12 protein-coding genes are annotated in these 24,115 nt (G+C 62.1%); 5 read left to right on the forward strand and 7 right to left on the reverse strand.

Translation table 11 applies throughout. The features are described 5' to 3' along the window. Positions 1–4 precede the first annotated feature (4 nt). From H0482_RS07285 to H0482_RS07305, 5 genes are read right to left on the reverse strand one after another with little or no spacing between them, the layout of a single operon-like run. The gene (locus tag H0482_RS07285; RefSeq protein ID WP_193729384.1) at positions 5–874 is read right to left on the reverse strand and encodes an ABC transporter permease; all 870 of its coding nucleotides are present in this window, start codon (positions 872–874) and stop codon (positions 5–7) included. Then, positions 871–1,800, reverse strand: coding sequence for an ABC transporter permease (locus H0482_RS07290; RefSeq protein WP_193729385.1), 930 nt, complete (start codon positions 1,798–1,800; stop codon positions 871–873). Before H0482_RS07290 ends, H0482_RS07285 begins: the two co-directional genes overlap by 4 nt. Continuing rightward, positions 1,800–2,717, reverse strand: a complete 918-nt coding sequence (locus H0482_RS07295; RefSeq protein ID WP_193729386.1) for a dihydrodipicolinate synthase family protein — start codon at positions 2,715–2,717, stop codon at positions 1,800–1,802. Before H0482_RS07295 ends, H0482_RS07290 begins: the two co-directional genes overlap by 1 nt. A gap of 1 nt (position 2,718) precedes the next feature. Further along, positions 2,719–4,332 (reverse strand): FAD-dependent oxidoreductase, encoded by a 1,614-nt coding sequence (locus H0482_RS07300; RefSeq protein ID WP_193729387.1) that lies wholly within the window; start codon positions 4,330–4,332, stop codon positions 2,719–2,721. Then, complete coding sequence (locus H0482_RS07305; protein WP_193729388.1) at positions 4,329–5,363, reverse strand: LacI family DNA-binding transcriptional regulator; 1,035 nt, start codon at positions 5,361–5,363, stop codon at positions 4,329–4,331. The genes H0482_RS07300 and H0482_RS07305 overlap by 4 nt, the downstream gene beginning before the upstream one ends. Before the next feature lie 280 nt (positions 5,364–5,643). Here H0482_RS07305 and H0482_RS07310 point away from each other — a divergent pair, with 280 nt between their 5' ends. Genes H0482_RS07310 through H0482_RS07320 form a run of 3 tightly spaced genes read left to right on the forward strand, consistent with a single transcriptional unit; the run spans position 5,644 to position 9,441 of the window. Next, the gene (locus H0482_RS07310) at positions 5,644–6,672 is read left to right on the forward strand and encodes an extracellular solute-binding protein (protein ID WP_193729389.1); all 1,029 of its coding nucleotides are present in this window, start codon (positions 5,644–5,646) and stop codon (positions 6,670–6,672) included. Between the two features lie 31 nt (positions 6,673–6,703). Further along, positions 6,704–7,789: an ABC transporter ATP-binding protein gene (locus H0482_RS07315; protein ID WP_193729390.1), complete on the forward strand. Its 1,086-nt coding sequence runs from the start codon at positions 6,704–6,706 to the stop codon at positions 7,787–7,789. Next, positions 7,786–9,441, forward strand: a complete 1,656-nt coding sequence (locus H0482_RS07320) for an ABC transporter permease (protein ID WP_210319106.1) — start codon at positions 7,786–7,788, stop codon at positions 9,439–9,441. Before H0482_RS07315 ends, H0482_RS07320 begins: the two co-directional genes overlap by 4 nt. 114 nt (positions 9,442–9,555) lie before the next feature. On the opposite strand, the gene H0482_RS07325 is transcribed toward H0482_RS07320, so the two are convergent. Further along, positions 9,556–11,010 carry an exopolysaccharide biosynthesis polyprenyl glycosylphosphotransferase gene (locus tag H0482_RS07325; RefSeq protein ID WP_193729391.1) on the reverse strand — a complete coding sequence of 485 codons (1,455 nt, stop codon included), beginning with the start codon at positions 11,008–11,010 and terminating at the stop codon, positions 9,556–9,558. Between the two features lie 428 nt (positions 11,011–11,438). Between H0482_RS07325 and H0482_RS07330 the strand changes: the two genes are divergently transcribed. After that, positions 11,439–12,821 carry a TolC family protein gene (locus tag H0482_RS07330; protein ID WP_193729392.1) on the forward strand — a complete coding sequence of 461 codons (1,383 nt, stop codon included), beginning with the start codon at positions 11,439–11,441 and terminating at the stop codon, positions 12,819–12,821. 10 nt (positions 12,822–12,831) lie between these two features. Here the strand turns inward: H0482_RS07330 and H0482_RS07335 are convergent, their stop codons facing one another. Next, a complete protein-coding gene (locus H0482_RS07335) occupies positions 12,832–19,212 on the reverse strand; it encodes a type I polyketide synthase (RefSeq protein WP_193729393.1) in 6,381 nt (2,126 codons plus the stop codon). 304 nt (positions 19,213–19,516) lie between these two features. Between H0482_RS07335 and H0482_RS07340 the strand changes: the two genes are divergently transcribed. Next, positions 19,517–24,106, forward strand: coding sequence for a MupA/Atu3671 family FMN-dependent luciferase-like monooxygenase (locus H0482_RS07340; protein ID WP_230989500.1), 4,590 nt, complete (start codon positions 19,517–19,519; stop codon positions 24,104–24,106). The last annotated feature ends 9 nt before the right edge of the window (positions 24,107–24,115 follow it).

The following is a 24,115-nucleotide window of genomic DNA, read 5'->3' on the forward strand; positions in this document are numbered from 1 at the left end:
TAGTTCATGAACGATGGCCTTTGCTGGCGAAGCGCTCGGAAAGCGCGTCCCCAACAAGACCGATGGCGATCACCAACAGAACGAGCAGCAGGCCGGGCCCGACGCTGATCCAATAGGCTTGATCGATATGTTCGCGACCTTCGGAGATGATCTTGCCCAAGGAGACCATCGAGGCCGGCAGACCGATGCCGAGAAAGCTCAGGCTGGCTTCAGTCATGACGAAGGCGGCGAATTCGAGCGTGGCGACGCTGGCGAGCGGGCCAGCCAGGAACGGCACGATGTGACGAAAGATGACGATGGCGTTGGGTACGCCCAGAACCCGGGCGCCGCGCACCCATTCCCGCTCGCGCAGGCTGAGGGTCGAGGCGCGCGCGACACGGGCGAAAACGACCCATCTCGTGACCACCAGCACGATGACCAGATTGAGCAGGCTTGGCCCCAACAGTCCCGCGATGACAATGGCCAGCAAGATGGCTGGAAAGACCAATACGATGTCGATGGCGCGTGAAATGGCGGCGTCCACCCAGCCGCCCCAATAGCCTGCTGCAACACCGATCACCGTGCCGACGAGGCACGAGATCAGGGTGGCCAGCACTGCGACTAGGACCGAGGTGCGCAGGCCATGCACGGCAAGAGTTGCGAGGTCACGGCCCATCGCGTCCGTGCCCATCCAGGCTATGGAGCCGTTTCGCAGCACGGTGCCGGGCGGCTTCAGCCGATCCAGCAGGGAGCCGTCGGCGGCACTGTAGGGCAGGATCAGGGGGCCAATGATAGCGACAAGAGCGATGACGCCGAACACCAGGGCCGTGCCGAAAATGACCCAGTCGATGCGATAGGGCTTGGGCGCATCGGCGTTGATTTCCACCTGGCTCATTGCTGACCTCCCAGGCGGATACGCGGATCGAGCTGGGCATAGACCAGATCGGTGATGACGTTGATGAAAGCCACCATGAGCGCCACCACGATGGCGATGGCCTGTACGACCGCATAGTCTCGCGCGGCCACGCTCGCCACCAGCAGCGAGCCGATGCCGGGCCAGGAGAACACCGTTTCCGTGACCACGGCGCCCCCGACCAGCGTTGTCAGCTGCAAACCGGTCATGGTCACGACCGGAAGCAGAGAATTGCGCACCACATGGTCTGCCAGAACTTCGCGTTCGCGCAGTCCCTTGGCATAGGCCGTCAGCACGAAGGGCTCCCGCAGCGTATCGACCACGGTGGAGCGCGTCAGCCGGATGACAATGGCCAGGAATGGCAATGTCATCGTGATCGTGGGCAGGATGAGATGGGCGAAACTGCCGCTGCCGAAGCTGGGCAGAATACGGAACTGGCGCGCGAAGATCAGGATGAGAATGACGCCGAGCCAGAAGCCGGGCAGGGACTTGCCGAAGAGGGCGAGGCTGGAGACGAGCTTGTCGACCCAGCCGCCCGGACGGCGCCCGGCAAGCGCGCCGAGCGGAATGCCCAGTCCCACCGAGAGGATTGTCGCCCAAAAGGTCAGCTCCAGCGTCGCCGGCAAACGCTCCAGCACGGCATCCATGGCCGGCTTGCCCAGGCGCACCGACATGCCGAAATCGAACTGGACCAGATCTTTCAGAAAGATCGCGTATTGATGGACCAGCGACCCGCCCAGGCCAAGGCGATCCCGCAGGGCCGCGAGTTGGTCTTCGGTCGCGGTTGGACCAAGCATGACCAGTGCCGGATCGCCCGGCGCGAGGCGGATCAGCAGGAAGATCAGGGTCACCGCTCCCCATACGACCAGAAGGGTCGTGCCGAGGCGTTTGAACAGGCCGCGGGACATCAGGCGAATGTCCCGCCGATTTCGTCGAGCATGGGCGCCAGAATTGCCCGCAGTCGTTCCTGTTCGCTCTCTTCATAGGCGCGGAAGGGCGCTGCCGGTGTTTTCGGGCTCAGCCCGAGCAGGCTGAGGGCCGCTTTCATCGAGGTCAGGCCGGGGCGAATGCCGTGAATGGTGGTGAGCGCCGTCAGCTTGTCCTGAAGCAAAGCGACGCGATCCCAATCGGCTGCGCGTGACGCCGCCACGATGTCCATGCACAATTTGGGAGCGATATTGGCCAGGCCCGGCGTCACGCCGCGCGCTCCGACCTCCATGGCCCAGCCGAGCCGCTTTTCATTGCCCTGGCTGACGGCGAAGTCGGGCCGGTCCTTGGTGAGCGCCAGCGATCCCAGCAGATACTCGTCTGAAACGCTGCTGTCCTTCATGCCCACGATATGAGGCATCTGCAGCAGCCGCTCGAGCAGGGAGAGCGTGATCGGATTGCCGGTATAGCGGGGGATATTGTAGGCGATTACCGGCACGCCGAATTGCGCGAAAGATGCGAAGTGATCGGCCAATTCGTCTTCGGTATGCCCGAAATAGAGTGGCGCGGCGACCACGAGCGCGTCCGGTTCGGCCGCCATGAACGCATGCGCATTGCGCAGGCCGATCTCCGTGCCGGCACCGAAGACGGTGATGAAGAGGTTTGCGCCGTTGCTCACGCTGCGCCAGTTCCTGGCCGCCTCCACGGCATAGGGTGTCGATTGCTCGGCGGGCAGCAGAGCGCCTTCGCCATTGCTCCCCAACAGCATCATATTGTCGATATTGGCCGCCGCCATGGACCGCAGCAAAGGCTCTGCAAGTCCTGCATTCGGCACGCGATCTTCGGTCATGGTGGTGACGAGCGGAACAGTCACGCCGTCCAGAATGTGCTTGGTCATCTCAATACCCCCGAACGTCCGGCCAGCGGATTTCGATGCCTTCCGCGTAAAGACGAGATTGGAAATCGGTGAGCAGGGCGTCGTCGGCCTGCACCTGATGCGGCGTGAACCCGTTATTCAGACAATGGGCAGCAAGAAGACCGGCGACCTCCCCGACATTCCATTCGACCGGATGCAGCCGGTAGCAGCCATTGGTGATATGGGTGGTGCCCATGTTCTTGCCGCCCGCAAGCAGGTTTTTGACGCGGCGGGGCAGGAGCGAGCCGAGCGGGATTTCGAACGGCGCGGATTCGACATCGACATAATTGTCGCCACCCGTCGAGGGGTGGAGGTCGATGCGGTACATGCCGATGCCAACGCTGTCCCGGTATTGCTTGGAAAGCGTTTTGCCGTGAATGGTCATCGACACGTCCTGTTCGACGATGCGGGTGACGGGCAGGATGCGGCGGCTTTCGCGGATATAGGGGGCCATGGCAAGGCCATGGTCGGTGCCGGTAATGTCGCCGCGCAGACGCAGGCCGGGGAAGCCCTGGCCGCCATCGAGGCGGGGCGCTTCGGTCTGGAGCCAATAGAAGACGGAATAGGAAAGCTCGGCAGCGGATTTCAGATGCGCGGCCTTGTCCTCTTCGGAGACGTCGATGATGGAGCCGAGCATGTAGTCGATCATCGGCCAGTTCACGAGGCAGATATCGGAACCATAGGCGCTGGGCACGAAATTGCGGCGGGCGGCGATGCGGCGGAAGGTCCAGAGATTGCCGTCGCCGGGATTGCGGCGCTGATCGGCATCGACCAGCAGCGGGTCGTCATCCGGATTCGGGGTGAAGCTGCGCTCGGTAATTTCGAGGGTGCGCGGATGCGGCGCCTTGAAGCCGAGCAGCGGGCCACCCCAGAAATCAGGCTGGTACTGGCGCCAGAAATCGTAGTTGGCCGGCTTGTCGATGACCTGGTTGCCGTCAACGTGGTCGATGGCGAAGCAGACGGAGACCGCCTGAACGTTGTCGGGTTGGGCGGTTTCGGGGGCGCTGGGCTCACCTGTATCCGACCGGGATTCAAAACCCTTGGCATATTCCGTGCCGGTGAGGGGCAGCAGGTCGCCGAGCTCGGTGGCGTCGACGACATAGGCGGCTGAGACGGTAATTTGACCGCCGGTGTCGCGGTGGCGGAGGGTGATGGCGCGGACGATGTCATTCTGCACGTCGGCTGAGATGGGCAGATAGGGTTGGAGGACACGGAGCTGACCGCCGCCGCGCCAGGGAGCGAGCATGGCTTCGATGACAGCGAGGCCGGTGCGCGGCTCGGCGCAGAGGCGGCTGACCCAGCCGGCGCCTGGATTGAGATCGCCCCAGGCGCGGCTTTCCGCCGTCAGCGGATAATGGTCGCGATAATATTGGCGGATGCCGTTCCGGAGCTGACGATAGGAGCGCGTGACGCCGAACTGTTCGACCCAGGAGTGCTCATCGGGCGGGACGGCCTGGCTCGTAAGCTGGCCGCCGAGCCAGTCGAATTCCTCGGTCAGAATGACGGTGCGGCCCGAGCGCAGGGCGCCAAGGGCAGCGGCAACGCCACCCAGGCCGCCACCGACGACGAGAAGATCAGCGGAAAGTTCTTTGGTCATTTGGTCTTCTTGGTTTTGGAGGAGGGAGCGCCCAGGGTGTCGCCCTCGAGCGGCTCGCAATGGAGGAGAATCTGCTCCACCGGGGCATCGTGCTCGACGCGGCGGACTAGCATTTCAGTGGCGGCGCGGGCCATGGCCTCGCGCGGGATGGCGAATGAGGTGAAGCGGCGGCCGACTTCTTCAGCACGGATGTGATTGCCAAGGACGACGATGGAGAGGTCGTCCGGGATGGAGAGGCCACGGCTGCGGGCGGCGTGTTCGATGGCGATGGCATCGACCAGTTCGGTGACGAAGACGCAGGTGGCGCCCGCGGCGAGCAGGATGTCGAGGATTTCGTTGGGGGGCCGGCCGACCTCGAAGATCGAGGTGACGAGTTCGGCTTCGCCGACGGCGCGGGAAAAGCCGTACCAGCGATCGACGGTGGATTCGGCGCCCTCATTGAGGCCGATATAGGCGATGCGGCGATGGCCGAAGGATTTGGCGCGCTCGACCAGAGCGGAGGTGGCGGGGGCATAATCGCCACCGACATAAGGAACGGGCCCGCCGGCATCGTCGCGTCGGCCAACGGCGACGAATGGGAAATCGCCGGCAACGAGACGGGCAAGCTCGGTATTGTCGAACTTGCGGCCAAGAATAACGCAGCCGTCGGCCAGACGGAGACGGACATTGTCGCCGAAAATCTTGCGCTGCTGGCCAGCGCCGGTGAGAAGGAGAAGGTCGTAGCCGAGGGCCTGCGCGGCCTCTTCGATGCCGAAGAGGAAGGGCGTGAAGAAGTCGGCCTGGCCGGAGGGAAAGGCGGGCTCGTAAGTGAAGACGCCGAGAATGCGGTTGAGCCCCTTGACCATTTTTCGGGCGACCGGATCGGCAACATAGCCGGTGTCGCGGATGACCTTTTCGACGCGCTCGCGGGTTTCAGCGGGGATGCGCGAGTGGCTGAGGGGGGTGCCATTCAGAACAAGCGAGACGGTGGCCTGGCTGACGCCAGCCAACTGGGCAATATCCTTTTGGGTCAATCGCTTAGCTGCTGCCAAATTTCCCTCCTGTCGCTAATACGTATTAGCTATTTATACGTATTAGCAGGCATTCCGATTGCCCGTCAACGACTTTGTATGAACGCGCGGGTCTGGCTGGCTGTGTGAATGAATGGCGGAGCGCCAATTGGCATGTCAGCAATCGCGCTCGCACTGGGCGGCATCGCCGGCTATATTGCTTTTTGCCCGATGGGGCCGGAACGAGCGGGCACTTCTAAAACGGGCACAAGCGGACACCTGTCTGCCCAAGACCAACACTGAAATCCGGAGGGATCAAACCATGACCAGTCTAACGAAAATCACCACCACGGCCTTCTTCGCTACCGCGATTTCTGTGATCGCGCCGGCAAGCGCTCAAGCGCAGGGCATTTCCGGGTCAGTTCTGGTGGTCTACACCCCCAACGAAGAAGGCATGCTGCAGAGCCTGATTCCGATTTTTGAGGACAATACCGGCGTGCAGGTGCAACTCATCACCGCCGGCACGGGCGAACTCTATTCCCGCATTCGCAGCGAAGCGGGGAATCCGCAGGGCGACGTGATGTTCGGTGGCGGTGCCGCACAGGCGGCGGTCAATGCCGAACTCTGGCAGCCCTATACCTCTCCCGAAGACGCCGCCATGGTTCAGGGTGGAAAGAACGCCACCGGCGCCTTCACGCCCTACCAGGCCGATGGCTCGAACCTTTTGGTCAACGTTCAGGCCGTAGCGGCCGCGGGCATCGAGATCGACAGCTATGCGGACCTGCTGCAGCCGGCGCTTAAGGGCAAGATCGCCTTCGGCGATCCGACTGCCTCCTCCTCCGCCTTCGCGCAATTGACCAATATGCTCAAGGCTGTCGGCGGCGATTATGAATCCGACCCCGGCTGGAACTACGTGGAGGCGCTGGTCGATCAACTCGATGGCATCTCCATCGGCTCCTCCAGTCAGGTTGCCCAGGACGTGGCCAATGGCGAATATATTGTCGGTCTCACCTATGAACCTTTGTCGCAGAACTTCGTGCTTAGTGGCGCGCCGGTTGAAATCGTATATCCGGCGGAAGGCGCAGCCTTCCTTCCTGCCACCGTCCAGATCATCAAGGGCGGCCCCAACACTGCCGCAGCCGAAGCCTTTATCGACTTCGTCATCTCCGAGCAGGGCCAGACCATCATTGCTGAACAGACGGCCGGCCGTCCGTTGCGCAGCGGCGTGGTCAAGCCCGGCCTGCCGTCACTGGAAGACATCCCCACCGTTCAGGAAGATGGTCCCTATGTCGCCGCCCATCGCGACGAAATCGTCGCCAGGTATCGTTCAATCCTCGAGGCTCGTTCTTGATGCTTGAGGCGTTTCAATCGGAGCAGGTGTGATGACCACTATTGCGCTTCAGTCTCTCCGCAAGGAATATGCCGGTCAGGTCGCCATCCCCGATCTCAATCTCGACATTCGGGATGGCGAGTTCTTTACCCTGCTCGGCCCCTCCGGTTGCGGCAAGACAACCCTGCTCCGGATGATTGCCGGCTTCAATTCCATTGAGGCCGGCACCATCGCTTTCGACGGCGTGGTGATCAATGATCGCCCCGCTGCCGAAAGGAATATCGGCATGGTGTTCCAGAATTATGCGCTGTTTCCGCATATGTCGGCGGCCAAGAATGTCGCCTTCGGTTTGCAGACCCGCAAGATTGGCCGCGCTGAAAGCGAGAAGCGGGTCAATGAGGCGCTGGACTCGGTCCGCATGGCGCATTTGAAGGACCGGCTTCCCGGCCAGATGTCCGGCGGTCAGCAGCAGCGTGTTGCTCTCGCCCGCGCCCTGGTGATCCAGCCGGCGCTCTTGTTGATGGACGAACCTCTTTCAAACCTCGACGCAAAACTGCGCGTCGAGATGCGGGACACCATCCGCCAGGCCCAGCGCGACGCCGGCATTACCACGGTCTATGTGACACACGATCAGGAAGAGGCCATGGCCGTTTCCGATCGCATCGCGGTGATGAATTTGGGCGTGGTGCAGCAGGTCGGTTCGCCGGCCGAAATCTATCGCGATCCGGCCAATCGCTTCGTGGCGGAATTTATCGGCAAGACCAATCTGCTCGAACGCGACCTGCGCCGGGAAAATGGCCGTGCCATGGTGAATCTGGGCGATGACCAGGCGATCGACGTCACCAATAGAATTGTTTCCGAGGCCGGTGGTCGTGTCCAGGTCTCGGTGCGGCCTGAGGCCGTGCGAGCTGCAGATACTGGTCTGGGCGCCGAAGTGGTGGATGAAACATTCCTCGGCTCGCATTCGCAGGTTCGTGCCCGGCTGGAGACCGGCGAGACCGTGGAATTTCTCGAATTTTCCCGTCGCTCCGCATTGTGGCAGCGTGGCGACAAGGTTCATCTGCAATTTGACACCGAGATGCTGACCTATTTCGATGCCGGCAGCGGCATCTCGATCATGGGCGGAGCAAGAGAGTGAACGCGGGCGGCACCAAGCAATATGATGGTTGGACCACGGTCGCATTATTGCTGACCGGCGGTTATCTGTTCATGGTCGTTTGGCCATTGATTACGGTCCTGTTCAGCAGCGTCACCGATGAAGCCGGGTTTTCACTCGACGGCTTTTCGACCTTCTTTTCTTCTCGCCTCTATTACGGCACCTTGCTCAACAGCCTGGTGGTGACGGTCTGCGTGACCGTTCTGGCTTTTGTCATCGCATTCCCGCTGGCCTATTTCATGACCATGTTCCAGGTGCGCGGCAATCGGATCATTCAGATCCTGATACTGGCCTCGATGATGTCGCCTCCCTTTATCGGGGCATATTCGTGGATTTTGCTGCTCGGCAACAATGGTCTGATTACCCGCTGGCTGCAGAGCACTCTCGGCCTCGAATCCCCCAGCATCTATGGCTTTGCCGGCATTGTCCTGGTGCTGACCCTGCAATTGGTGCCGCTGATCTTCACCTATCTCATGGGGGCCTGGCGCACCATTGACGTGGCTTTGCTCGAGGCGGCGGAAAGCATGGGGATCACCGGGTGGCGCCGCGCCGCCAAGGTCATCATGCCGCTGCTGCTGCCCACGGTGCTCGGCGGCAGCCTGCTGGTCTTCGTCCGTGCCTTTGCCGATTTCGGCACGCCCATGCTGATCGGCCAAGGCTTCCGCACCATACCGGTCCTGATCTACAGCTCATTCGTGGGCGAAGTCAGCATCGACCGCAGCTTTGCCTCGGCCGTAGCCGTCATCGTCATCGCAGTGACCTTGGCCGTCTTCCTGATCCAGAAATATATCGTTGATCGCCGCACCTTCTCGATGACGGCCATGCGCCCCATCGAGCCCAAACGTCTGACCGGCTGGCGTGGCCTGCTGATCCATGGCTATGTTTATGGCTTCCTCGTCCTGGCCCTGGCACCGCTGATCGTCGTTGTGGTCAGCTCGTTCCGCAATACGCTTTACGGCCAGTTTGTCGACGGATTTTCGTTCCGTAACTACATCACGGCGCAGCGCGACATTTTCCGGTACATCGGCAACACGTTCAGTATTGGCATCACGGCGCTGGTTCTATTGGTCATGGTGGCCGTGCTGGTTTCGTATCTTACGGTGCGCCGCAAGAACGCGCTGACCGGCCTGCTCGATACCATGACGATGATCCCATATGTGGTACCGGGCCTCGTCATCGGCATTGCCCTGATTACCGCCTATAGTCAGCCGCCCCTGGTGCTGACGGGCAGTTTTGCCATCATGGTTCTGGCGCTGGCCATCCGCCGCCTGCCCTATACGGTGCGCTCGACGACTGCGTTGATGTACCAGTTCAGTCCGAGCATTGAGGAAGCGGCCGTGAGCCTGGGCGCATCCAAGACGAGGACATTGATCCAGATCGTGGTGCCGGCCCTGGCGCCCGGCATTCTCGCGGGTGCCGTGCTGAGCTGGGTGACCATCATCACCGAACTCAGCACCACGCTCTTTCTCTACAATACGTCGACCCAGACCCTGGCGCTGGGCATCTATGCACAGGTCATTCGCGGGCAATTGGGGACGGCGGCGGCGCTCTCGACCATTCTACTGGTCCTGACCATGCTGTCGCTTCTGCTGCTCATGCGCATGTCGGGCGGCAACAGGGAAGTGCGGATCTGATCTGGGATGCGGAGCAGCCTCGCGCAACCCAGAATCCTGCCTGTGGCGATCATCGTGTGGGGCGATGATCGCCGGATCCGAACGCGTCCTGGCTCAGATGGATGGCAGAGGCTGCTAAAAGGCGTTCTGGCGAGTCTTTCTTGAAAAGACGGTGAGCAACACGATCCAGCAATCGAGAAATATCGACCAATTGTCGATATAATAAAGGTCGTGTTCCGTCCGCGCTTCAAGATCGCGGAAATCATTGGTTGGGCCGCGATAGCCATTGATCTGGGCCCAGCCGGTAATGCCCGGCTTGATGCGTTGACGATAGGCATAGTCTTCGAGTTGCACGGCAAGTTCGCCATCATGCATCAGCGCATGGGGGCGGGGTCCCACAATGCTCATCTCGCCCTTCAGCACGTTTACAAATTGAGGCAGTTCATCGATCGAGGTGGCGCGGATGAAACGGCCCACCCGGGTTACGCGACTGTCGCCGATGCTGACCTGGCGCATATTGTTGCCGTCTTCCATGGTGGTCATGGACCGTAGCTTCCAGATGAAGAATGGCTCGCCATTGAAACCGCGCCGTGCCTGGCGGAAGAAGACGGGACCGGGGCCTTCGAGTTTGATCGCGATGGCCGCGACCAGGAAAAGCGGAGAAAGCAGCAAAAGGCCGACCAGACTGCCGACGACATCGAACGCGCGTTTGAGCGCCACCGATGCATGATCGAGCGGCGCGCGCAGCACGCGAATGCCGCCGCCCGTCAGTCCCAGCGGCACAATATCGAGGAAGCGCAGCGAGGTATTGTCGGTGGCCGGCACGCCGATCACGCTGACGGAATAGCGTTTGAATTCCCGGGTCAGGCGTTCGAGATCGTCCAGATCGTTCAACTCCCCCACGACGATGACATATTGCGTCCCCAATGCGATCCAGCGCTGCGCCGTCTCCTGGATGACGTCCTTGCGCAGATTGCCCTCGGCATCCAGAATTTTTTCGAGCGACAGAGACCCGGCAAGGCGGTAGCCGACGCGCCAGAGCTGGCCGTTGACGAGGAAGCGCGCCATGTCGATTTCGCTGCCGATCACCCCGACTTTTCGATATTGCAGGCGACCCTGATGCACGTGATTGCGCAGGGCGGAATAGGCAATGCCTCGCAAGGTGATGAGCACCGGCGCCCCGATCAGGAAGCCCGAAATCAGCGAGACACGCGACAGCGACCCGATCAGGCCCAAGAGGAAGGCGAAGAACAGAGCCACGGCGAAGGCCAAAGTCCAGCCAAGAATACCTTCGGCGATGCCGGATTGTCCGGATTGAATATTGTCGAGGAAGCGGCCGACCGAGATGGCTCCGGCTGCGCCATAAAGAATGCCGACCAGAACGGCAAAGCCGACATAGAGCAACAGGAGACTGCCCTGGAGCGGCATCGCATTGAGATTATGATAGACAAGAGGCGGCGCGATGACGACCAGAAACGCCGAGGCGCCCTCGACCAGGCCCATCAGCCAGCTTAAGGGCGCGCGGTTTATCTCGATCCGCCTGCTGCGGCGCCTTTCGGTGAAAGCGCCCCCAATATGTTCCTGCGCCACGCAATTTCCCTGGCATGGTGTGACTTTGTTCATGGGTTAGCATGTCCGCCCGCCGCGCCCAATCAACCTCGTCCGATTAAGTTAACCGCACCAAAGCGGGTTTTGGCGCAGCGCTGTGACGATGGGCGCGCAAAGGACCGGCAAAGATCGAGGCCGTCTGTTGTCGGAATATTGCCGAATAATGGCATGGGTGGCCCACATTTTGGGGGTAATATTCTTGATGCGCCGAGGTCTTGGCTCGCCGGATTGATGTAATTCCGGTCAAAAATGTAAAATACTGATTTTAGTACTTTTATTTGAACCTTAAGATTTTCTAAATATTGATTTAGAGGTTTGTTTACCCTGTTCATTTACATGTGGTTACCCATAAAGGCTGATCAGCGCGTTCATGCGGGTCGGTATGCCCAGCGTAAATGGGGTATTGTAAGTTGCGAAACCGTCCGATTGCCGTCTCATTTGCCTTGGTGACGCTCGTCGCCGTCCTGTTGTCGGGTTGCGCCCGCAATTCTACACACCAGAGCGCCACTTCTGGATGTCTGGGCACCGCGACGCGCGCCGAATGCCTGCCCCCGGAACTGGGTGACCCTGGCAGCGACGTCTCCGCCTTTGGTCCGATTTCCGCTGCCCCCGAAGTGCGGGCAGCAGAGGCCCGTTCCAGCGCCGCCGCGCGGGAAATCGAGCGCGTGTTGGCCGCCAATCGTCCCGACCTGGTGTTCCAGACCGGGCTGGGGGCGCAAACGGGTGGCATGGGTTATGGTGGCCAGTCGGCCTCCAGCGACTATTCCTATGCGCTGTCGCTCAATGTGCCGATCTACCGCAGTGGCGCGGATGCTGCCGCCGATACCGCCCGGGCGGAATATCGCGTGGCCAGCGCCAATGCCGGCGACCGTCGCGTGGCAACGGCCTATGAAATCGCCATCTCGCTTCTGACCATCAGGCAGCAACAGGAGGTGATCGCGGCCCTCGACAATTACCAGAACGCGGTTGCCAGCCTGCGCAGGGGCGTCGAGGACGAAATTGCCGTCAGCGCCGCCAGCCGTCTCGATCTCGATGAGATCGACCGTCAATTGTCGCGCAACGCCATGTCGGTCGTGGCGGCCAAGCTGGTGCTCAACGAAGCCAGCACCACGGTCAAGCGCTATGGTGTTTCGGCCTCCAGTCGCTTGCCCGATGTCTCCGGCCTCGGTCTTGACAAGAACCAGCAGGCCCTGATCGATATTGCGTTGCGCAACAATCCGCGGGTGCAGAGCCGCACCGCAGCCGTGGACGCCGCATCCTCGCGCGTCCGGGAGGCCGATGGCCTGATGGGGCCGTCCGTGTCGGCCCAATTGCAGCTCTACGGAGAAACCACGAGCCTTTCCGAGGCCGGGTTGGCCAATGGAGCGCGGGCGCAGGTTCAGTTCTCGATGCCGTTCGACTTCAGCGGCGTTGGCGGTGCGACCAAGAACCAGCGCTCGGACGAAATGCTTGCAGCCCAATATGACAGCGAGGCGGCCAAAGCGGGCGTCGCGACGGCGGTGCGCATCGCCTTTGACCGGCGCGAGCAGGCGCGGCGCATGCAGGCGCTGGCCCAGGCCGAACTCGATAGCGCCCAAACCTTTGTCGTTGGCATCCAGGCCGAGCGGAAGGTGGGCGGGCGCACGCTGATGGATGAAGTGCGCGCGCTCGAAAATCTCGGTGCGGCCCGGGTGAGCCTGATCAATGCCCGCTTCGAGCGTCTTGCCGCAGAATATACTCTTGCCGCTGAAACCGGGCTGATCACCAGTCTCTTCGGCTCCAGCATTCCCACGGCAGCATTGAACCTCAAATAGTGGCTGGAGCCTATAGTCCGGGCCCCAGTCGCTTCTTCAGCTTGCTGGCCAGAACCCGCACATAGGGCTCGAGTACCATGCTGTCATGGTCGCCCGGCACTTCCTGAACATCGAGTGCTTCGACATAGGGTGACCAGCCATTGTCGTCGAGCACGACATTGCGCCCGGTCTGGAGACGCCGTCCGCCGCTGAGACGGTAAAGCACTTCCGCTCTCGGCCTCAGCAACAGCACCGCGCCGGAATAGGGCTTGACCTGATAATGCTTCAGCGCCTCGTAAAAGGCCGCCTCGATCCTGGCATTATGGAATTGACTGCCAGACTGTTCCTGGCTGGCGGCCAGCTGCTTTTCCGCCTGCACCCGTTTCCAGTCGCGGCGGCTTTTTAGCCATTCGCCGAAAAAATTAACGCCATGGCGCCGGACATCCTGCAGCTTCATATGGACGCGATCGAGCAGCGATAGTGGGGTCTGTCGGGGCAGCGGCGTATCGAGCATGACCAGCAGGGAAACCTCCTCGCCTTGCTGCCGCAATTGCTGCGCCATTTCATAGGCGATGAGGCCGCCGCCGGAGAAACCGCCCAAAATGTAAGGCCCCTTGGGTTTCACGCTGCGGATTTCGGCCAGGTAATCGCTGGCCGCCGCCTCGAAGGTCAGGTGCGGCTCCTGGTCGCCATAGAGCCCGCGCGCCTGCAATCCATAGACGGGGCGATTGGCGCCGAGTTGCAGGGCCAGCTGGCGCAGATTGAGCAGATTGCCGAACATGCCGGCGCAAATGAAGATCGGCGACGCATCGCCGCCCTTGCCTTGGCTCATCGGCACGAGATGAGTGAGCCGCCTTTTTGCGCCGCTCTCCGGCTGCGCAAGCTCTGCGACATCGCTGGCCGGCGCCTGTGCGGCGATGATCGCGGCGCAGGTGGCAATGGTTGGCGCTTCGAACAGCACTGAGATCGGCAGGTCGAGAGAAAACGCCTTCTTGATCATCCGGAACAACCTGACCGCGATCAGCGAATGTCCGCCGAGATCGAAGAAATTGTCGTGAATGCCGATCCGCTCAATACCCAGCAATTCCCGCCAGAACCCGGCAAGGACTTCTTCGACCGCCGAGCCGGGGGCGACGAATTCGATGTCGAGATCGGGACGCTCAAAGCCCGCATCGGCCTCCTTTGCCGGTTCTGGTCCCATGCTGGTCCGGTGTTTCAGCGCCGCCAGGTCCATCGAACTGATGATGGGCTGGGGCCGGCGGGTCGCGATGGCCCGCAGCATGGCGTCGAAGCCGTCCTGTGGGCCGATGCCATTGCGCACCAGGGCAGCCAATTGCTGGGACGCCGGGCTGGACGTGGCCTCGTGCGGTTCGGCATGGCGCGCGCGCTGGGGGGCGGGAGCGGCGAAGCCGCCATCGAGGCGCTTCATGACGAAGCGGTCGGCCTCGAGCACGATTTTTCCCGCAGAATCGGTGATGGTGATGTCAAACGCGGCATAGCCATCTGCCGTGCCATTTGCGTCGAGCCGGACATGGCTCAGGATCGCCTCCGGCAAAGTGTCATGGACGCGGATGGCGCCATAGGACATGGGCACCCAAAGCGTGTCGGAAGAAGCATATTCGGGCACAAGGCCCATGGCGAAGCCGGTGGCGATATCGAGCAATGCCGGATGGAGCTGGACGCCGTTCTCAAGATCGGCGCGGAATGTCTCGGCGAGGCGGAGTTCGGCGGCGGCTTCGCTTGTGCCGATGGCTTGGGCGCGCAGCACCTGCCAGCGCGGGCCGAACTGGATTTTTCCATCCTGAACCGATTTCAACGCCGCCGACAATGGCGAGCGGATAATCGCACCGCCGGAAATTCCGGCGAGGTCGATCTTGGTGCTGCGCTCAGGCGCGATTCTGGTATCGAGGCGGGCCTCGGCATGGGTGACAAAAGCGCCTGCGCCGCTCCTGGCTTCGATCGCGACATCGTAGCCGGAGCCATTGCCGGTCATGCGCAGCCGCAGATTTGCGCTCTCGCCGTCGGCAATGGCCAGGGGCGCGAGGAAGACCAGATCGCTGATGACGAAGCCGGAGCCCAGGTCGCATTCATTGGCCGCCTGTGCGATCATCTCGATATAGCCGGTGCCCGGAATGACGGCCTGACCCGATGCGGTGCGATGTTCCGCCAGAAGCCAATGGGTCCGGGGGCTGATCTCGACTTCAAGCGCGGGAGCCGCGCCGCTGTCGCGCACCCAATGGGTAAAGAATGGCCCTTTGGCGGGCCAGCTTGTCGGCGCATTTTGCCGTGAGGTGTCCAGATTGGTGGCGCGGGCGGCAAGGCCGATCTCGTTCCAGATGCCCCAATGGATGGAAAGGATCTGACGATCCGTGCGGTGCGCCTGTGCCTCTGCATAGGCGTTGAGATAGGCGTTGGCGGCGACATAATCGACCTGGCCAGCCGGAGCGGTGTCAGTACTGGTCGAGGAGAAGAGCACGAAAAGATCGAGCGGAACGTCACGGAACAATTGGTCCAAAACCATGGTGCCGTGGAGCTTGGGGGTGAGCACGTTTTCGATCTGCGGCAGCGATTTCACCGCCATGAGCGCGTCATCGACGAGGCCGGCGGCGTGCAGGACGCCATTGATCGGGCCAAAAGAGGCATTGGCCGCCGCGACTACCCCGGCCATGTCCTCGGGATTGCCGACATCGCCAGACACATAAAGAACTTTATGGCCGGCTTGTTCCATCGCCTCGATCTGCTCGATGGCGCGGTAGCGCCGATCATTGCTGCCATGGGTCAGCTGATAGAGCGGCCAATCCGCCCGCTCGGGCAGGGTGGCACGTCCGGTCAGGACCACGTTCGCAGCGAAGCGTTCGGTCAAATGCCGGGCCATGGTCAGGGCGAGATCTCCGAGGCCACCGGTGATGAGATAGACGCCGTTGCGACGGAAGAGGGGATTTTGCGAGGACGGCTCTGGAAGGGCGAGCTTTTCGTGGTGCAGCGTCCAGCGCCGCCCCTGCCGATAGGTGAGCACTTCGGAGCCGTGCGGGGCCAGAAGGTCTTCCTCCAATTGCTCGATAAGGGCCGACTTTTGCTCTCTAAACTTGGAGAACGCAGTTTTTGTCTCGGCAAGGCCGAGGTCGATCAGGCGCACCGAAAGGCCGGCCATCTCCTTGGGAATGGTCAGGCCGGGGCCCAGAATCGTGGCTTTTTCCGGATAGGGCAGGGGCTCATCGCCGACCCGCTGCATGCCGTTGGTGACCACGTGCAGCTGGGTTTCCTCCGGCCTGCCGGCTTCATCGAGCGCCTGGGCGAGAAAGAGCAGGCTATAAAAGCCCTGTTCCTGCAGGCGATTGAAGAAAGTCGAGCCGGGGCGGTGGCTTTCCTCCCCAGTATTGAGCCAGAGATGGACTATGTTGGTCGGGAACTCGCCTTCGGCACCAATGGCGGCGATGAGCGCATCATAACCGGCGCGGCCGTCTTCGGGGCAGAGAACGTAATCTTCTGCCGAGTGCTGGGCGAATGTATCGCCGGGAGTGACGCTGATCACCTTATGGCCGTTGCGCCGCAGGCTGGCGATCAGTTCCGCACCAAGGCCAGTGTCGTCGCAAAAAATCAGGAAGGATCTTGGTTCGCTATGGGCATCGATAGCGATATCGGCCACCGAGCGTCGCCAGACCGGCCTGAATCCCCAATCGGCAATGTCCTTGATGCGGGCGATGTCGGTTTCGGTCGCCTGGTCATTGCCTGACGCTTGGCCGGGCGCGATGAAGAAGCGCTGATGGTTGAAGGCATAGGCAGGAAGCGACACGCGTCTTGCCCCGCTGCCCTGCCAGAGGGTGTCGAGCTCGGGTGAAAGGCCAAGTGCCCAGGCCCGGCCCAGCGCCGTCAGCAGATGGAGGCGGTCATCGGTGTCGTCATCAGCATGCGGCAGGCTGTTGAAAACCTGGTTGGCAGCGATGGCTGGCTGCAGCTTGACCAGCGAGGACAATGTCCGCCCCGGCCCAACTTCGATGAAGACACGATCGGGCTGTTGCGCCAGCAGCGCCGCGCCGCGCCCGAACTCCACAGTCGAGCGCAGATGGCGCGCCCAATAGGCCGGATCGCGCGCCTCTTTTTCCGTCAGCCAGTCGCCGGTCAGGTTGGAGATGATGGGGATCTTTGGCGCATTGAGCCTGATGCTGCGCAGGAAAGCTTCGAAGCGCGGCAGGATAGCGTCGAGCATACGCGAATGGGCTGCGATGTCGATCGGTACGCGAACGGCTTCGATACTCCGCTGTTCGAGGGAGAGCCGGAATGCGTCCAGATCCTCGTTTCGGCCCGAAACCACGCAGAGCTTGGGGGCATTGACCGAGGCGATGTCGAGGCTCGGGGGCAGCATGGCGCGCAGGGCGTCGGGCGCGAGGGCAATGCTCAGCATGCCGCCGGGGGGAATAGTGTCGAACAATTCGCCTCGTAGCCGCAGCAATTGCACTGCGTCGCGCAGGCTGATGACTCCGGCAACGCAGGCGGCGGCGTTCTCGCCCATGGAATGGCCCATCAGGGCATTGGGCATGATGCCGTGTCGCATCCAATGGCGGGCCACGGCCACTTCAACGATGAAGATGGCAGGCAATTGGATGGAGGGCTTGAGAAAACGCGCCGCCGCTTCGCCTTCGTCCAGTTGATCGTCAAGCCAGACATGGCGGATTTCAGCAGCGGCCGCCGGATCGAGGCCGGATAGGGCCTCTTCGACGATGGCGCGGAACTGGGCATCCTCTTTGTAGAGGCTGCGGGCCATGCCGGGATGCTGCGCGCCGCCGCCGGGAAACAGAAAGACCGCGCCGGCAGGGGCTTCGAGGGCCTGATGGGTGAATGCCCGCCTCGTCTCGGGCGTGGCCAGCAACGCTATCGCCTCGTCCCGATCCCGCGCCGCCAGTACCCGCCGGTGCTCGAAATGCTTGCGGCCGGAATAAAGCGTGTAACTGGCATCGGATATTTGCAGCGCCGGATCGGCGGCAAGGGCGGATGACAGGCGGACCATGCCCTGATCGAGCGGCTTGCGGTGCTTGGCGGAGAACATGAAAAGGTGCGGCCGATCGTCCGCCGTGGCGGCGCGGGCTGCGGGAAGAGGCGCTGCCTCGATCACCACATGGGCATTGGTGCCGCCCACGCCCAGCGAATTGACGGCGGCACGGCGGGGCGCAGAGGTTTGTGGCCATGGGGTGAGGCGATCATTCACCACGAAAGGAGTGTCGGCGAATTTAACCGCCGGATTGGGTTTTTCGAAGCCCAGCGTTGCGGGGATTTCCCCGTGCTTGAGTGCGAGCGTGGTCTTGATCAGGCTGACCACGCCGGCAGCGGTGTCGAGATGACCGATATTGGATTTGACCGAGCCGACGCGGCAGAACCCGCGCTTGTCGGTGCTCTGGCGAAACGCCTGGGTCAGGGCTTCAATCTCGATGGGGTCGCCCAGATATGTGCCGGTGCCGTGGCATTCGACATATTGGATACTGTCGGCGCTGACGCCGGCCAGACCCTGTGCTTCCAGGATCGCCTCGGCCTGTCCGGTGACGCTGGGCGCCAGATAGGTGGCTTTGCTGGCGCCGTCATTGTTGACGGCGGTGCCGCGCACGATGGCGTGAATGATGTCCCCGTTGTCCAGCGCATCGGACAGGCGCTTCAGCACGACGACGCCGACGCCGCTGCCAAAGACCGTCCCGGCGGCGCGATGGTCGAAGGCACGGCAATGACCGTCGGGGGAGAGGATTTCGCCCTCCTGGAACAGATAGCCCCGGCGATGCGGCAATTCGATGGTGACGCCGCCGGCAATTGCAGTCTCGCACTCACCGGCCAGAAGGCTCTGGCAGGCCATGTGCACCGCCACCAGCGAGGTCGAGCAGGCGGTCTGCACATTGACGCTGGGTCCGTGCAGGTCGAAGAGAAAGGAGGCGCGGGTCGCGAGAAAATCCTTGTCATTGCCGGTATGGCGCAACAGGAACATGCCGACCTGATCAACGAGCTGACGATTGCTGCAGACGTTGAAATAGAAATAGCTGCCCATGCCGCAGCCGGCAAAGACACCGACCGGCCCACGATCTTCATCCGCGGTGCAATTGGCGTCTTCCATGGCCTCCCAGGTGCATTCGAGGAATTGGCGATGCTGGGGGTCCATGATCGCCGCTTCCTTAGGGCTGAGCCCAAAAAAGTCGGCGTCGAACATTTCCATGGCCGGCAATTCAGCGGCGCGACGGACATAATTGGGGTGGTGCAGACGGGTGGCGGATTCGCCGGCGTCCAGCAATTCTTCTTCCGTCAGGTCACGGATGGATTCCACGCCATTGCGCAGATTGCTCCAGAACTCGTCCACATTGCGCGCGCCCGGCACGCGCAGGGCCATGCCGACGATGGCGATGTCGCTGGGGGAATATTGCTCTGAAGACGCGACCATGACCTGCCTTTATCCTTAGGTCTGGTCCAGATGATTTGCCGCTACGGAAAGAATATCGGTGCAGGCCAGACGCATCAGAGCAAATATCATCGCTGCCCGAGGCTTGCCGGAAAAACTCCGAATGTCGTTAAATTTTCCGGCTGCGCTGCAACGTGAGCAGAGAGTTAACCCTGTTGTCGCTCCGGGCACCCGGCTTAACCAAAGATTACATTGGCTCGCGCAATTCCCTTTCAAAAGATCATGATGGGCTAATCGCGGGGCCCTAGGGTGATGCGATGCGCCGCGCTGCTTTGGGGAGACGATCTTGGCAATAGGTTTGAACCACGTTCTCATTGGCGATGAATCCCTGCTGGTCCAGTGCGCGGAAATTCTTCGCGAGCGCGAGCACAATGTCGCTGCCATCGTCACGCAGAACCAGAACATTGCCGATTATGCGAGACAGAACGGGATCGTCGTGCTGGATTGGGACGAGCAGCTGGAGACGCGCCTTGGCAATATCGGTTTCGACTGGCTGTTCAGCATCGCCAATCTGCGCATCATTCCCGAAAAGCTGCTCGAACTCGCGCGTTCCGGAGCGATCAATTTTCATGATGGCCCCCTGCCGCGCTATGCGGGATTGAACGCGCCCGCCTGGGCACTCATCGAAGGCCAGAGCCAGCATGGCGTGACCTGGCATGGAATGGAAAAGGGCGTCGACGAAGGCGTCATCCATGCGCAAAAGCTTTTCGACATCAGCCCCGGCGAGACGGCGCTGACGCTCAACAGCAAGTGCTTTGAGGCTGGCATGGCGAGCTTTGCCGGGCTCATCGAGCGGATCGAAGCAGGCGCGTTGGAAGGACGAAGCCAAGATCTCGGCCAGCGCAGCTATTACGCCAAGGCCAAGCGTCCCGCAGCTGCCGGCACGCTGGCTTGGCACCAAAGCGCAGAAACTCTACTGCGTCTCGTCAATGGTCTCAATTTCGGCGCCGGCTATGCCAATCCGCTGGTGACGCCCAAATTGCGAGCGTCGGATGGACTTTATCGGATTACCGATTTCAAGATCGAGCCAATGATGTCGGGCGCAATGCCCGGAACCGTCTTGGCCATATCCTCAGATGGCGTCAGCGTCGCGACGGGCGACGCCAGTGTAATCGTCAGCGGCCAGCGGCTGGGCGACGATGCTCCGCTATTTGCGGCACTGATGATCGGTGTCATCTTGCCGACCCTGACAGCCGAGGACGATGCCGCGCTTTCGGCGCAGGTCGAACAGGCGGCGCGCCATGAAGGCACGTTCCGCAAGCGCTTGGTGGCGGCGCAGGATATCGACCTCATGGACATCGAACCGTTCTCGGAGGCACGGCCAGCTGATGTCGCCAGTGTGCCTCTCGCCTTGCCGGAGGCGGTTTCCAGCGACGAAAAGCTTCAGGCACTGGCCGTGCTGCTGGCGCGGTTGAGCGGCCAGGAGACCTTTTCGCTCGCCTATCGCTCGGCGAAGACGGCGCATTGCAATGTGCAATTCCCGGGCTATTTCGCTGGGGCGGCACCGCTTAATGTGGTGGTGCGGGACGGTCAGAGCCTGGGCGCCTTTGTCGCGGAATTGCAGGATGAGCTGGATAGGCTGCGCCAGCAAGGTCCGTATCTGTCGGACCTGCAATACCGCTTTGCCGACATCACTGCGCCACGATTGAGCGTGGGACTTCTCGATGGCGAACAGGCGCTTGTTCTGCCCGATGGCTGCGCCTTTGCCCTGGCGATCATGCCGGGCGGCGACCATCTGCTCTTCGACCGCAATCGCATCGATGGCGCCACGATGGAAGTGCTGGCAATTCGGCTTGGCCTCGTCGCGGCGGCCTTTGCCGATCGCTCGCAGGCGCTGGCCGAGGTCGCGGTGATGTCCGGTTCCGAACAGGACCAGGTGCTGCAGGGCTGGAACGATACGGCATTGGCCTATGAGCCGGCCTGCATGCATCAGCTGTTCGAGCGCCAGGCCGATCGCACGCCGGACGCCATTGCCATTGCCGCTGGCGGCGTTGAATTGAGCTATCGCCAACTCGAGCAGCGCGCCAATGTCCTCGCCAATAAGCTTGTTGCCGCCGGGGTGGGGCCAGACGTGCTGGTCGGTCTGCATGTCACCCGTTCCGTCGACCTGTTGGCCGGCGCCCTGGGCATTCTCAAAGCCGGTGGGGCCTATGTGCCGCTCGACCCAACTTTCCCCTCGGATCGCCTGGCCCTGATGGTGGACGATAGCGCCGCGCCCATCGTTCTGGCGGAGCGGGCATTGGCCGGGAGCCTAGACGTGCAAGGCGCACGCATGGTGGTGATCGAGGATCTGCTCGCGGGCGGTGGCTCTGACGCCCGCCCCGCCGTCGCCGCCGCACCCGATAATCTCGCCTATGTCATCTATACGTCAGGCTCCACCGGCCGGCCCAAGGGGGTGATGCTCGAGCATCGCAACGTGGCCAATTTCTTTGCCGGCATGGATCAGCGCATTGCGGTGCCGGAAACCGGCCAGCCGGTCTGGCTGGCGGTTACCAGCCTCTCCTTCGACATTTCCGTTCTGGAGCTGTTCTGGACGCTGGCTCGCGGCTTCAAGGTGGTGATCCACAATAGCGAATTGCAGGCGAACCGCGCTGTCACCCCCGCCGCGCCAATGGATTTTGGTCTGTTCTACTGGGGCAATGACGATGGTGTCGGTTCGGGGAAATATCGCCTGCTGCTGGAAGGCGCCAAATTTGCCGATCAGAACGGCTTTACGGCCATTTGGACGCCGGAGCGGCATTTTCATGCCTTCGGCGGGCCCTATCCTAATGCGGCGGTGACCGGAGCGGCGGTGGCCTCGATCACCAAAAACCTCTCTATCCGCGCCGGCAGTTGCGTTTTGCCCCTGCACCACCCGGCGCGCGTCGCCGAGGATTGGGCGGTTCTCGACAATCTCAGCGATGGCAGGGTGGGACTGGCAGTGGCGTCGGGTTGGATGCCGGAAGATTTCGTGCTGCGCCCAGAAAACGCGCCACCGAACAACAAGGCGGCGATGCTGCGCGACGTGGAAACGCTGCGGCAGCTATGGCGCGGCGAAAAGGTCGATTTCGCCTTTGGCGAGCGCAATGTCGGGGTGGTGACGCAACCGCGCCCGGTGCAGAAGGAATTGCCGATCTGGGTGACTACGGCCGGCAATCCCGAAACCTATCGCGACGCGGCGCGGCTCGGCGCCAATGTGCTGACCCATCTGTTGGGCCAGTCCATTGCCGAGCTCAAGGACAAAATCCAGATCTATCGCGACACGTTGGTGGAAGTCGGGCGCGATCCGGCCGATTACAAGGTCACGCTGATGCTGCACACGCTGCTCGGCGCCGATCGGGACGAAGTGCGGGAGCGCGCCCGCGAGCCGATGAAGGATTATCTGCGCAGCGCCACGGCGCTGATCAAGCAATATGCCTGGGCCTTCCCGGCATTCAAGAAGCCGCAGGGCCTTGCCAATCCCATGGACATCGACCTCCAGGGCCTGGCCCAGGAGGAGCTGGACGCCATCCTTGACTTCGCGTTCCAGCGCTATTTCGACGATAGCGGCCTGTTCGGAACGGTGGACGATGCGGCCAGCCGCATCAATGAAATTGCCGCTATCGGGGTCGACGAAGTGGCCTGCCTGATCGATTTCGGCGTCGCCACCGACCTCGTGCTAGAACGCATGGATGTGCTGGCCGAACTCGTCGCCCGGTGCAAGCCCGCTGCCGCGACCGGCGCGGAGACTGCACCTGCCAGTCTGGCGGATCAGATCGTCGACAATGGCGTCACCCATCTGCAATTTACGCCCTCGATGGCACGAATGTTCCTGATGGGGGAAGCCGACCGCAGGGCGCTGGCGCAGGTCAAGCATCTGTTCATCGGCGGCGAAGCCTTGCCGGGAAGCCTAGTCGCGGAATTGCGCGCGGCAACGCCGGCGACCATCGAGAACATGTATGGCCCGACCGAGACCACGATCTGGTCCTCGACCGTGGCGGTTGCGGCCTCCGAACCTGGCGTGGTGCCCTTGGGGCGGCCGATTGCCAATACGCAGCTCTATGTGCTGGACCAGCATCAGCGTCCCGTGCCGCCAGGCGTTCCGGGCGAGCTCTATATCGGTGGCGACGGGGTGGGCCGGGGCTATCACAACAGGCCTGATCTCACTGAAGAACGGTTTCTGAATAACCCCTTTGCCGGTGGGCGTATGTATCGCACCGGCGATTTGACTCGCTTCCTGCCGGACGGGCGACTGCAATTTCTCGGGCGGACCGACCATCAGGTCAAGGTGCGCGGCTATCGTATCGAACTGGGTGAGATCGAGGCGCGCATCTCCGAATTTCCGGGCGTGGCCGAGGCCGTGGTCGTGGCACGCGAGGATCGGGCCGATGACACGCGCCTCGTGGCCTATCTGCGCCAATCGGGCGCGGTCGATGAAGCCCTGCTGCGGGCGCATCTGGGCGAGAGCCTGCCGGGACATATGATTCCGGCGCATTTCGTTACCCTGCAAAGCTTCCCCCTGACCCCCAATGCCAAGGTGGACCGCAAGGCGCTGCCGGCGCCTGAACCGGTCCGGCTCGAGGCCGAAACCCTCGACTATGTGCAGCCGGACAATTCGATGGAGCGGGGAATAGCGGCAGTGTTCCAGCGCATTCTGGGGGTGGAGCGGGTGGGGCTGTCCGACAGTTTCTTCGCCCTTGGCGGACATTCCCTGCTCGCCGTCCAGGCCCACAGGGATCTCAAGGCCTCAATCGCGCCGAACATGGCCATAACCGACCTTTTCCGTTTCCCCACCGTTGGTGCCCTTGCGGCCCATCTGAGCGATGCCAGCGCCTCATCGGACCGGCTGAGCAAGGTGGCTGACCGCGCAGCGGCGCGGCGTGCCGCCCTGGGCAATCGACCGTTGCGGGCCTCCTGAGGCAAGCGC

The sequence above is a fragment of the Devosia faecipullorum genome, from assembly GCF_015158295.1.
GTDB classification, from domain to species: Bacteria; Pseudomonadota; Alphaproteobacteria; order Rhizobiales; family Devosiaceae; genus Devosia; species Devosia faecipullorum.